Genomic DNA, 12,840 nt, shown 5'->3' with positions numbered 1-12,840 from the left:
AGGCAAGGCGGATTTAAAATTTGCGACTAAAGTTATCATATGGGTAACGACTGAGTAAATTTTAAATTTAACGCAATAGCGAAGCAAGATAAGCTGGTTTAAAAACCAAATAAAAGCAAAAGACGCTATTTAAGCTTTTTTTGCCCTATCGAGATTAATAAATTTAAAAATACATCTTTTAAGCCGTTTACTTCCTTGACGCTTACTCGCTCATTTATAGCGTGTATGCGGTCATTTATCACCCCAAACTCCACGCAAGCTACCCCAAAAGCCGACAAATAGCGCGCGTCGCTCGTGCCTCCTTTGGTGTTTAGACTAGGCGTTACGCCTAAAGTGCGCTTAATAACATCACTCATAGCACGCACTATAAGTGAGTTTTTATCAGTTAAAAACGGCTTTGAGCCAGCCCTTAAGCTTAAATCATAGCTAAAGCCCTCATCCAAATCTTTTAAAATCGCCTCTAAAAAGCTCCTTACCTTATCGGTATCTGTTAGGTTTGAGTTTCGTACGTTAAACATAATATCAATGCGTTCAGGCGTTACGTTAGTAACCTCCATGCCGCCGCGAATATCGGTAATAACTAGCTTGCTCGGCGCAAAAAACTCACTCCCGCTATCTAAATCCACGCCGGCAAATTTATCAAAAATCAAGGCTAGGGCGTGGGCTGGGTTAGCGCATTTTTCTGGATAGGCGGCGTGCCCTTGCTTGCCGATTATGCTTATTTTGCCGTTTATGGAGCCTCGACGCCCCACTTTTAGGCTATCGCCTAGTACGCTTTCGCAAGTTGGCTCAGCCACGACGGCAAAATCTGGCAAAGCACCCTCGCTTTTCATTAAATTTAAAACCTCAAGCGTGCCGTGCTTGCCCTCGCCCTCCTCATCGCTTGTAAGAATAAGCGAGATGGTTCCGTCAAATTCGCTCTTGCCACTTGCTATAAATCCTTCAAGCTGCTCGCAAGCCGCGACAAAAGCCGCCACCCCACTTTTCATATCTTGTGCGCCGCGTCCGTAGATAAAGCCATCTTTTTGTATGGGATTAAACGGCTCGCTATCCCAGCCACTTCCTGCTGGCACTACGTCCACATGCCCCGCAAATGCGATATGTGCGCCACTTCCATACCTGCGTCTAAGCCATAAATTTTTAACACCGTAGTCTTTTTCATTGCCTGTAAAATCGACATATCTAGCCTCATAAGATGGCAAAATTCGCCGTATAAACTCAAGGCAACCAGCATCATCTGGAGTTATGGAAGGACGGCTTAAAAGCTCGGTTAAAATTTTAATTAAGTCCATATTTTTTCTCCTGCATACCATTTGAGGCAAGCCCTAGGTAAAAGCCCTGATACTCGTCTGCGCCAAGGCTTTTGCAAGCCTCAAAGACATCTTTTGAGTGTATGTGTTTTACTGCGACGCGGATACCGCTTGAGTGGGCGAATTTGATTATGCTTCCTAGCATATCCTTGCTTTGTAATTCGGTATCAATATTTCTAGTTACCACGCTAGAGATTTTTATGATTTCTGGCTTTAAAAGCGCCATATCCCAAAGAGACATGCCATACTCTCCAGCAAAATCATCAAGAACTATGTGCGCTCCTCTGCTTTTTAGGCGGTTTGTAAAATTTAAAAGGCGTGGCATATCGGAGATTTTATCATTTAGCACTAGCTCTATAAAGAGTCTTTTGCCTACACCTTCAATCTCTGCTAGGCTTAAAATATCATTTGATATATTTTGCAAAAACAGGTCGTCTATGTTTAAATTTATAGAAAAGCTAAGCCCAGTTTTTTCTAGCATATCTGCCTTTAGCTGCTCTATCATCGAACGCTGCAAATCCTCATATCGCTTTATTTTACGAGCCACTAGTAAAAACTCCATAGGCGGCACAGGCTCATTGCTATCATCAAGCCTGACTAAAAGCTCGTAGCGCAAAAGCTCCTTGTTTGCGTCAAAAATAGGCTGATAAAAGTGCGATATGGTATTATTTAAGATAGCATTTTTAATCATGCTACTATATTTTATCTGGTGTATGTACTCATCTGGGTTGCTAAGCCCTTTAAAAAAGCAGGCGAAATCTTTGCGGTTTTTGGTCGCATATTTAAGTGCTATGTAAGCTTTTAAGAGAGTATGCGTGTCATCTAAGCTCATGCCTATTGTGGTATTTACCTCAATCTCCTCTGCTTTTAGGTCGTCTTTTTCTATATTTATTATGCGCCCTTTAAAGCGGTCGATAATCATCTGCGCTAGCTCCTCATAATCATCAAGCGATACTATGTAGGTATTTTCCATTAGGCAGAATTTATCATATTCTATGCGGTACGCATTCATTTTGTGCTCTTTGGCAAGCTCTTTTAGCACTTCAGCCATTTTTGCTAGCACAGTATCGCATATTTCATCGCCGTAATATTCCTGCATACTGTTAAAATCATCAATGCTAATAATAACTATGCGTGGGTATTTAAAATTTGACAAATCCCTATCAAGCGCACGACGATTTAGTAACCCTGTAGCATCGTCAAGATAGAGCATGGTGTTTGAGATTCTTATCTTTTCATCGTCCTCTTTTTTTGTCTTTTCAAAGCTTCTTTGCTGCTTTAAGTATCGATTTAATATCCAAAAATATCCGCTAACGCTTAAAAGTACGCCGATTATTGAGGCTATTAGAGTTAGGCTTAAATTTTGTACAAACCAGTCTTTAAAATCAGGGTCACTAAATCCTTTTAATGATTTGTTAAAGGTATTTTTAATACCCAGCATATAGCCCCTAACAGGCTCAAAAGCGCAGACAAAAACGTGATTTTCAGGCAGTACTTGCTTGTAAAAATACATTCCACCTTTGGCTAGCTTTAGTATGTCTGAGCTTGTATTTATTCCGCATTCAGGAAAGCTCGCGTCCTCTCCTATCATGCTCTTATCATAGCTTGAGATAACGCTCATATTTCCGCCATCGCTTGCTTTTAATAAGTACACATCGCTCACTGCTGATTTACTAAGATACTCCCCAAATTTATCATTTATCTGATCATATGCCACTATTTTATCGCTAATTTGAGAGCTACTATCTATGATGTCCTCTAGCTCTTTTTTGTAATTATCAAGGTAAAAGCGTACCTCAGCTTCTGTGCTGGCGGCCTTTGGGTCTAGGGCATTTGTGTACTTGTAATAAAATATAACGCCGTCCATAGCAGCAAGATATATAAAAACCGCCGTAATAAGTGTGATAGTTATATCAGATGTGCTTTTGATGATTGATGTCATTATGACCTACTCGATACTTATTTTTAAGATTATAGCCATTTTTTACTTAAAGCCTGACTATTTTTGCCCCATATCCACCCGCATTTGCAGGTGCATCGCTAAAGCTCTCTACACTTGGATGAGCCTTTAAAAACTCGCTCACAGCTCGCGCAAGCCGCCCTGTGCCCATACCGTGAAACACGCTTACTTCGCTAAATCCAGCCAAAAGTGCATCAGAGATAAACTTATCTAGCTGTTCAAGCGCCTCATCTACCCTAAGTCCGTGTAGGTCTAAGCTTACGCTAGCACTTTTTGGCTTTTGTACGCTAAGTCTCACGCTAGGGGCTGGCTTTTGGGCGTTATTGTGGTATTTTTTAAGCGCATAAAGCGGCACTCTTAGGCTTATGCCGTTTGAATTTATCGTCGCCTCTTTTTTATTTATAGCTAGCACCACGCCCTTTGATAGCCCATATTTTACGCTATCGCCCACTGCGATAGGCTCGTTTTGATTTAGGCTTTGCTTTGGTTTAGCAATCGATTTTTTGCGCTCATTCGCTGCATTTATGGCTCTTTGTTTATCTTTGGTATTGTTTAAATTTATCGCCTTTTTTGCCTCGTTTATAGCTTCATTATATTCTCGCTCTAGCCTTGCTACAATCGCTCTGGTACGCTCAAATTCGCTCTCGTTTGCCTCTTTTTGGGCAGAGATTAGCTCATCTAGCTTGCTCTCTTTAGCCTGCACTCTTTTAATACGCTCTTTTAAATCGGCTTCTAAATTTATCGTTTTTGTTAAAAGCTCGTTTAAATTTTCCTTATTTTCGCCGTAAAGCTCCTTTGCTTTAGCGACTAAATTTTGCGCTATGCCATATCTTGCAGCAGTTTCAAAGGCATAACTTTTACCTATCGTACCCTCTAAAAACTCATACTTAGGTCTTTGAGTGCTCTCATCATAAAGTGCAGCGACTAGCTCCACCTCGTCGTTTTTGGCTAGCAGCATCGCAAGGCGCTTGTGGTGGGTAGTTATGGCTATTTTTACATCATTTTTGATTAATTGCTCAATTATTACGCTATAAAGGCTAGCGGCCTCCTCAAAATCAGTGCCAAGCTCAATTTCATCAATGCCAATTAGCAGCCCTCGCTTGCTAAAAAGGCGTGAAAAATGCAGCATCCTGCCGGCAAATGTAGAGATATCGTTTTTGACATTTTGTGGATCCTCAATAATCGCGTCAAATTCCTTAAAAGCCCCTATTTGCGACTGGCGTGCGTTAATTCGCATAGGCAGGAGATATTTTGCCATTAAGGCTGCGCTTATGATTGATTTAAGCAGCATGGACTTTCCACCTGCGTTTACGCCTGTTATTAGCAGAACCTTTTTGCTAAAATCAAGGCTTATGCTCTTTGGATTTTTAAGTGCTGGATGTGCGAAATCTTTTAGCACTATGCGGCTATTATCCTTTGGCAGGACAAACTCCAAATCCAAGGATTTAGCCATTAACGCACGTGCACTATAAGCGTCAAAAATATCAAAGGCGCCGTTTATAAATTTAAGAAAAGCCAAAGCTTTACTCATGCGCTCACTCATAGCCTTTGCATGCTCATAAATTATCATCTGCTTTTCATCATTTAGCCTGCTTTGTTCACGCTTTAATGTAGCAATACGCTCAGGCTCGACGTAAAAATGTCCGCCACTACTGCGTGCGACGATACTTGCTTTTAGCACGTGGTTAAAGCCGCCTCGTACGAGCAGGGTTTCACTTTCATTTATGTAGTGGATTTGCGTATCGACAAGGTAGCTTGAAAGCGACTTTGAGTAGGCTATTTGACGAAGCGCAGTGGCGATTTCCTCGCCTTTTAATTTTAGCGCATGGCGCAAATCAACAAGGCGAGCGTCAACCTCGTCCTTTAGCTCGCCATTTTTATCAAAGCTAGAGGCGATTTGTAGCATATCCTCAGGCAGGATAATCTTATCTAGCCAGCGTGAGAGCGAGCCTTGGAATTTAAGCTTTTTTAGATAGCTAAAATAGCTGATAATTTTTGCAAATTCATAAATTTCACTCACATGAAGTACGCCATTTTTACTAAGGCGCATTAGCTCATCATTTAGGGCTTTTATCTTATTTGGCGGATTAAAATCATGCTCTGAAAGCTCGAGTATACACTCAAAGTGTATCTTGCTGTCTCCAGGGATAAAAAGCTCCTTTTGCCTAGCCAAAAACGAGCTAAAACGCTCTAAATACTCGCCTAAATCAAGCTGGCCTAAAAGCTCATTTTTCACTTCGTGCCTCGCAGCTTTGTATATCTACGCTCACCCCGGCTAACCCCTCATCTCCGCCGTGATTTTTATCCTTTGCTACAAAGCTAGCGGTGCCGTATTCGTAGTTGAAAGTTTTAGAATTTATTATAAATTTATCGCATCTTATATTGCCGCCTTGTTCAAATTTTAAGAGCAAATCGCGTCTAAATGCGGCCTCGCTGTCATTACTCCGCTCAAAAAAGCCAGCAAAAAATATAAGCAAAATCACAAAAAGCGACGCAAAAATTTTACCCTTAAGACTAAACTTTTCATGTGGCATGGCAAAAAGAAGGATAAATAAAACCGCACCAACAGCTCCAAGTAAGGCGTAGCGTATCATTTATCGCCCCTTAGCATAGCACTAATATCTCCAGCGCCAAAGCCGATGACTATGCCGTCATTTAGGCGGTTTATCACGCCAAACTCATCGCTAAACTCCACCCCACTCTCGCTCCTAATCACACGCTCAGTAAAGATAGGGTGATACTCTTTAAATTTATCCTTTAAATCAATTTGCACAGGCGTCTCTCCAGCGGCATAAACAGGCAGGATAACAAGGCTATCCACGCCATTAAAGCACTCTACAAAGCCCTCAATATTAGCCGCTAAGCGTGTGTAGCGGTGCGGCTGAAAAATCGCCGTAACGTGTGTAATGCCAACAAGCCTAGCATACTCAAAGACGCTTTTAAGCGTGGCTTTAATCTCTGTTGGATGATGAGCGTAATCATCGATTAAGACAAAATTTGAACTAGCCGCTAAAATATCAAATCGCTTTTTTATGCCGCGGTATTTAGCAAGCGCCTCTCGCACGGCAGGCAGGGGCTTTTCATTTAGGGCTGCTAGCACCGCAAGGCTAGCGTCAATGGCGATATGCCAGCCCATACCATACGCCTCAAATCGCCCAAGTCCTTTGAGATTAAAGCTAGTGTAAGGCTCATAATCACGCACTACCATCGCCACATCGGTAATATCCACGCTAGGATAAAGGCGAATAGCATCAAGCTTTAGCGTGCTTAAAAACTCATCTTCAGCGTTTATCACTCGCACCTGCGCACGCTCGATAAAGCCCCGATACGCCGCATAAAACCGCTCTATGTCGTAATCATAATGCTCCATATGCTCAGGCTCGGCGTTGGTTACGATAGCTAGGTAGGGGTTTGAGTTTAAAAAACTGCTATCACTCTCGTCTGCTTCAAAGATGACGTTTGGGCTGGGCTCGTAGCGCATATTTGAGCCAAATTGCTTGCTAATCGCGCCTATTATGCTTGAGCCTTCAATCAGGCTTGAAAGCATAGCTGAGGTGGTGCTTTTACCGTGAGCTCCAGCTACGGCAAAAACTCGCTTGCCTTCAAGCACCATAGGCAGGGCTTCTTTGCGGCTTAGGGTGGCGATGCCTAGCTCTTTTGCACGCACTAGCTCAGGATTATCAGGCTTAATTGCTGCTGAATACACCACTATATCCGCCCCAGCCACGCAATCTGCGTCGTGCGGGGTGATGACTTTTATACCGCTAGTGGCTAGCTCTTTTGTGGTGCTACTTTGGGCTATGTCAGAGCCGCTTATCTCGTAGCCTTTTTCTTTTAAAAATCTAGCAATAGCGGATATGCCAATGCCGCCAATGCCGATAAAATGTACTTTTTTACTCAAATTTATCCTTTTTTAATAGCTATTTTAACATATTAGCCTTAAGCACGTCGTTTATGAGGCTTAAAGTTTGTAAAGCGTTTTTTTCTATTGTGTATTTTGCTGCTATTTCTTGCGCCTCTTGCGCTTTATTTTCGCTTAGAGCCTTAATTATTAACCTAGCGTCATTAAGGCTATCCGCGCTTAACACCCACTCTTTAGGTAGTATTTCACTGGCACCATTTTGCGTGGTGCTTAGGCTTATGCAGCCATAGCTTAAAGCCTCTAAAATTACATTACTAAACGGCTCATAAAGCGTAGGAAAAATAAACGCCTCAGAAGCCTCATAAAAGCGTGCGACATCTTTGCGCTCGCCCATAAATTTAGCCTTTACCTCAAGCTTGTTTGCCATTTTTTCATAGCTTTTTAAGCGTTTATCCTTACCGATTATTATTAAATTATGCTTAAATTTAAGCTCGTTTAGGGCTTTTGAAATAAAAAGTAACTCGCTTACACCCTTTCGTTTAAAGCCGCTTCCCACAAAAAGCAAAATAGGCAATTCACTATCTAGCCCCAGCTCATCGCAAAGAGCCTTTTTTGAGCCCATTTTATCCACCGCACTAGGTATCTTTACGCCGTTATAAATTACGCTTATTTTTTCCCTGCTTATGCCGTAAGCCTCGGTGATTTGGCGAGCGATGAAATTTGAGTTTGCAATTATTATTTTAGCATTGTTAAAGCAGCGTTTTTCAAGGTAGGGGTAGACGAAGTTTAGGGGATTTAGCCACCACAGCTTTTTGCTTTGGCGATAAATTTTATGCACCCCGTCACCTGCCCTGTAAATATCCGCACTATCAATGCGCTCAAGGCTAAAATATAGCTCATCATTTGCCTTTGCCCGCCTTGCTTGGGCATTAAAAATCAGAGCCTTTATCCAGCTTGAAAGCCACTTTTTGCCGCTATATCTGCGAATGCTTGAGGCTGTTTTAGCCTGAGATAGAGCCTCTTTTAGCCGCAATAAATAATGCTCCGCCCCACCAGTTGCGTTTGGATTTAGTCTTAAAAATACTATTTTTTTCTGCATGGCATAATTTTACCTATTTTTCAATAAATTAAAGCTATAATCAACCATTTTTAAGGTAAAAACTGTGAAAATTTTATTAATAAGAAATGACAATATCGGTGATCTAATCTGCTCCACCCCGGCCATCGAGGCGCTAAGAAAGGCAAACCCAAACGCCCAAATAGACATCGTGGTAAACTCGCTAAATGCGCCCGTAATGCATAAAAATCCATTTGTTAATAACGTGCTAGTTTACACAAAAAGCAAGCACGTAAAAGGCATCTTTAAAAAAACATTAGCACTTTTTAATAAGCTAAAACTGCTAATTAAAATAAGAAAAGAAAAATACGACGCTGCGGTGATACTTCGGTCTGGATTTTCTCGTCACGCTGGGCTTTGGGCTAGGGCGGCTGGGGCAAAGCTATGCATAGGCATAAAAAACTCGCCAAGCCCAGTAAATCATCAGATTGAAATTGTAAAAAACATTCACGAAAGAGACATCTGCTACGCCCTTTTAGCTCCTCTTGGGGCAAAAGATGGCGGAGAAAATAGCCTTTTAATCCCCCAAAACGAGAGCGATAAATTTAAAGATTACGTCTTTTTTCACGCCGGTTCTAGGCTAGAAAAAGACCAGCTAAGCCTAGAAAAAGCCGCCGCCATAGCAAAGGGCTTGGCGGCCGAGTTTAAGCTTATAATAACGGCAGAAAGCGCGGAGTTTGGCAAGCAGGTGGCTAGGCTTGGCGGTGGCGAGTTTTTGGCGACAAAGAGTCTTTTTGAGCTGGCTAGCTACCTAAATAGCGCAAGGGGATTTGTGGTGCTAGATGGTGGACTTATGCACGCTGGGGCGGCACTTCGTGGCGGTATGCTGCCGCTTATTGTGATACTTGGGCTTGCTAATCAAATTCGCTGGAAGCCGCTTGGTAAAAATATGCAAGTATTACAGCCCGATAGCCACGTGGCCAATGATGTTAGCGTAGATGATGTGTTAAAAACTGCTAGGGAGCTATTTAAATGATAAAAGTGCTAGAACTTGAAAGCAGTCTTGGCTTTGGAGGGCAAGAACACCGCACCGAGCGCGTGATAAACGAGCTTGCAAAAAGCGGGGAGTTTGAGTTTTATTACGGGCTAAATGACGGCGCAAAGAGCCTTGAAAAGCCGGTAAAGTGTGAGTTTGTTAAATTTAATCTAAAGCGCAGTTATAACGTTTTAGAAATCTTTTGCATAGCGCGTTTTGTGCGCAAAAATGGCATAAATTTAATAGCCACGCACTCAGGCAAAGACGGCATAATAGGCACTATTGTGGGGCTCATTACCCGCACGCCAGTCGTGCGCACTCGCCATCTGCAAACCCCCATCTCAAACCCTCTAAGCTATAACCTAAGCACCCACGTCGTAGCCGTTAGTAGTGCAACAAAGAGCGCACTTGTGCAAAAAGGCGTAAGGGCGGATAAGATTAGCGTCATTCACACCGGCGTTGACACGCAAAAATATTCGCCAAATTTCACGCACGACATAAAAGCGGAGCTTGGCTTAAAAAGCGACTGCGTGGCCATAGGCTGCGTGGCGGTATTACGAGAAGCAAAACGTGTGAGTATGCTAGTAAGCGTCTTTGCTACATTAGCAAAAACAAACCCAAACACCGCCCTAATCATAGCCGGAGATGGCCCACAAATGCCAAATTTAAAGCCGCTAGCCCAAAAAATAGGCAACGTCTATATGCTTGGAAACAGGGACGACGTGGCAAGCTGGCTGGGAAGCCTTGATATATTTGTGCTGCCCTCTCGTATGGAGGCGCTTGGCACTGCGCTACTTGAGGCTGCAAGCTGCGGTGTAGCCTGCGTGGGAGCGAGAGTGGGCGGCATACCAGAGGCGATAAAAGAGGGCGAGAGTGGACTGCTTTTTGACGATGAAAAGGGGCTTGAAACGGCGCTAAAGAGGCTTTGCGATGATGAGAAACTTCGCAAAAATATGGGCGAGTTTGGCAGAGAGTACGTAAAAGAGGGCTTTAGCATAGAAGCGATGGCTAATAAAACAGCCGAGCTTTATAAAGGGCTTAAAAAGTGAATATAAGAGAAAAACTAATAAAACTTTTAATCAAAAATCACAAGGTAAAAAAGCTAGACGGCAAAATACCCCAAAGCGTAAAAACCATCTGCTGCCTTAGCAATACAGCAATCGGTGATACGCTTTTTAACACACCTGTTTGGTATGCGCTAAAGCACGCTCGCCCCGATATAAAAATCATAGCCATTTTAAATCCAGCAAATGCTATGCTTTTTAAAGATGACCCAAATATCGATGAAATCGTGCTTTACAACGGACGCTGGAAAGGCTTTATAAACGCAGCACGAAAGCTAAGAAAAATGCAAATAGATGCTGTTTTTATCCTGCACTCAAACGAGCCACAAGCCACTCCATTAGCCGTATTAAGTGGCGCAAAATACATAATAAAGCTAGTAAAAAATGAATTTAACCACTGGCACAGCGCACACCAGCCGCTAAAGCCCACTCAACGCTACATAGTCTATAACAAGCTGGCTTATTTAAATTTTTTAGGCATTAGCTCTGATGATGTAAAAATGCACCTTTATTTAAGTAAAAAAGAGTATGAAAATGCGGCACAGCTTTTAGACAAAAAGCCAGGGCAAAAGCTAGTAGGGTTGCAAATGGGGGCTAGCACGATATCAAGGCAGTGGTTTTTAAGCCGCTGGATAGAGCTAGCTAGGCTGCTTTTAGAGCATAAAAATGTAAAAATAGTCCTAACAGGGAGCCCAAAAGAACGCATTCTCACTGAGCCATTAGAGCGTGAACTAGCAAAGCAAGGCGCACAAGATAGAGTATTAAACGCAGCTGGCAGGCTTGATATTCGCTCAGCTGCTGCGCTAATAGGAAGCCTTGATCTTTTAATCACGCCTGATACTGGTCCTTTGCATATTGCGGCGGCTCTTGATACGCCGACAATTGGGCTTTTTGTGGCTGGTGAACCAAAAAGCACAAACCCACCGCTAAATCCGGACATCCACCCCTACGTGCAAAAGCCAAGAACCTGCACTCCTTGCATAGGAAAATCCTGTAAATACGCAGAGTGTATGCTGCAAATTAGCGCGGCAGAGGTATATGAGAAGGCGGTTAAATTTATATGAAAAGTGTGTTTTTTATAGATACTGGACTTGAGTTCGGCGGTGGGAGCAAAAGCCTAATTGCGCTAATTTCAGAATTAAGAAAATGGGGGGCGGTACGACTGCTTGCATACTTTGAAAATGACTACAAAACCCCAGAAAATAGGCAAATAAGTGATGTTTTAACTGAGCTTGGAGTGGAGTTTATACGCTTTAAACCAAAGCCAAAACTTAATAAATTTAAAAAAGAGATTTTGCGCCTTGTTAACAAACAAGCGGTGCAAAAAGCGCAATATGAGCTTGATTTTAAATTTGCGCTCTCGCTTTTGCGTGAAATCTCTCCAGATGCGGTGCATTTAAACAATCACTTTAGCACAAACCTAGCCTACCTTAGTGCCGCAAATGTGCTAGATATACCAGTAATTCAGCACTTGCGCAAAAACGCTACCATTGAGCCGTTTAAGCTTGAGATTTTGGGTGGGCTTAAATTTATGCCTATTTGCGTTTCAAATGCGACTTATGAGTTTTACAACGCACAGATAAAAATACCAAAATGCGTCATCTATAACCCAGCAATATTAGCCCAAGACACAAAATCTAACCAAGACACCACAGCCACAAAAGAGTGTGCAAATAGCGGCAAAATCACGCTTTTAATGGCGGCAAACTATCTCGAGCTAAAGGGACACGAGCTGGTTTTTGAGGCATTTTTGGAATGCAAAAGAGACGATTTACTCCTGCTTTTAGCCGGCAGTGGAAAACTAAGCCCTAGCGCAGAAGCAAAGCTTAGTAAGCTAAAAGAACTTGGCGTAGCGAGAGAGCTTGGCTTTGTGAGTGATATGAGCGAGGCTTACAAGGCGGCTGATTATCTGCTTGGATTTTCTAGCGATGAGGGGCTGCCTAGGGTAGTGATTGAGGCGCTCTCTTGTGGACTTGGTGTAGTGTTTTCAGACATTGCAGTGGCTCGTGAGATACGTGCACTTTGCACAAATAAGGATAAATTTCATCTATGTAAAAGAACTTCGCAAGCCTTAAGTGAGCTTTTAAGCACCCTAAAGCCACTTATAAAATCACCAGATAAGGGTGTCATAGAGGCTTTTAGCCTACGTACGTATAAAGATGGGGTTGTTAGAGTTTATAAGGATTTGGGACTGGCTTAGATAGAGTTTTATAACTAGCTTTCTTGAGAAAATATTAAAAAATATGTTATTTTTAAACAATTTGTCTAATAATATTAAAGACCATTTATAATTAAGAAACGTAGTAAAATTTAAATAAAAAAATCCATATAATCCCAAAATGTCCGTTTTTATCCTAAATATGTTCCAAAAGCTTTTAAATTTATGTTGTTTTAAAAGTATATAAAGCCCAAATAAACAGCTTTTAATAATATTAAATGACACTGTTTTAAAATGATTTCATTTGATAAAAAGTATATCTCTTTAAAATTATAGATAAAGTGCATTATAAAAAGGCTCGAGAATAAGATAAAATTTAATAGTTAGCTAAAA

10 protein-coding genes are annotated in these 12,840 nt (G+C 41.9%); 4 read left to right on the top strand and 6 right to left on the bottom strand.

What is annotated here, in order from left to right:
- Positions 1 to 125: 125 nt before the first annotated feature.
- Genes dapE through LBC_RS07605 form a run of 6 tightly spaced genes read right to left on the bottom strand, consistent with a single transcriptional unit; the run spans position 126 to position 8,231 of the window.
- Positions 126 to 1,292, bottom strand: a complete 1,167-nt coding sequence (gene dapE / locus LBC_RS07630; protein WP_221253845.1) for a succinyl-diaminopimelate desuccinylase — start codon at positions 1,290 to 1,292, stop codon at positions 126 to 128.
- Positions 1,279 to 3,252, bottom strand: coding sequence for an EAL domain-containing protein (locus LBC_RS07625; protein ID WP_221253844.1), 1,974 nt, complete (start codon positions 3,250 to 3,252; stop codon positions 1,279 to 1,281). Before LBC_RS07625 ends, dapE begins: the two co-directional genes overlap by 14 nt.
- A 46-nt stretch (positions 3,253 to 3,298) precedes the next feature.
- Positions 3,299 to 5,506, bottom strand: coding sequence for an endonuclease MutS2 (locus tag LBC_RS07620; protein WP_221253843.1), 2,208 nt, complete (start codon positions 5,504 to 5,506; stop codon positions 3,299 to 3,301).
- Positions 5,496 to 5,864 (bottom strand): hypothetical protein, encoded by a 369-nt coding sequence (locus tag LBC_RS07615; protein ID WP_221253842.1) that lies wholly within the window; start codon positions 5,862 to 5,864, stop codon positions 5,496 to 5,498. The genes LBC_RS07620 and LBC_RS07615 overlap by 11 nt, the downstream gene beginning before the upstream one ends.
- Positions 5,861 to 7,171, bottom strand: a complete 1,311-nt coding sequence (gene murC / locus LBC_RS07610; RefSeq protein ID WP_221253841.1) for a UDP-N-acetylmuramate--L-alanine ligase — start codon at positions 7,169 to 7,171, stop codon at positions 5,861 to 5,863. Before murC ends, LBC_RS07615 begins: the two co-directional genes overlap by 4 nt.
- Before the next feature lie 19 nt (positions 7,172 to 7,190).
- Complete coding sequence (locus LBC_RS07605; protein WP_221253840.1) at positions 7,191 to 8,231, bottom strand: glycosyltransferase family 4 protein; 1,041 nt, start codon at positions 8,229 to 8,231, stop codon at positions 7,191 to 7,193.
- 64 nt (positions 8,232 to 8,295) lie between these two features.
- Here LBC_RS07605 and LBC_RS07600 point away from each other — a divergent pair, with 64 nt between their 5' ends.
- The 4 genes from LBC_RS07600 to LBC_RS07585 are packed head-to-tail and all read left to right on the top strand — an operon-like array spanning position 8,296 to position 12,489.
- Positions 8,296 to 9,225: a glycosyltransferase family 9 protein gene (locus tag LBC_RS07600; protein WP_221253839.1), complete on the top strand. Its 930-nt coding sequence runs from the start codon at positions 8,296 to 8,298 to the stop codon at positions 9,223 to 9,225.
- Entirely contained in the window at positions 9,222 to 10,274 is a 1,053-nt protein-coding gene (locus LBC_RS07595; RefSeq protein WP_221253838.1) for a glycosyltransferase family 4 protein, read from the top strand. Before LBC_RS07600 ends, LBC_RS07595 begins: the two co-directional genes overlap by 4 nt.
- Entirely contained in the window at positions 10,271 to 11,353 is a 1,083-nt protein-coding gene (locus LBC_RS07590) for a glycosyltransferase family 9 protein (protein ID WP_221253837.1), read from the top strand. The genes LBC_RS07595 and LBC_RS07590 overlap by 4 nt, the downstream gene beginning before the upstream one ends.
- The gene (locus LBC_RS07585) at positions 11,350 to 12,489 is read left to right on the top strand and encodes a glycosyltransferase (protein ID WP_221253836.1); all 1,140 of its coding nucleotides are present in this window, start codon (positions 11,350 to 11,352) and stop codon (positions 12,487 to 12,489) included. The genes LBC_RS07590 and LBC_RS07585 overlap by 4 nt, the downstream gene beginning before the upstream one ends.
- The last annotated feature ends 351 nt before the right edge of the window (positions 12,490 to 12,840 follow it).

It is taken from the genome of Campylobacter sp. 19-13652 (assembly GCF_019702925.1).
In the GTDB taxonomy this organism is placed as follows: Bacteria; Campylobacterota; Campylobacteria; order Campylobacterales; family Campylobacteraceae; genus Campylobacter_A.
The sequence above is the reverse complement of the archived record's forward strand: the minus strand, read 5'-3'. Positions and strand labels throughout refer to the sequence as shown.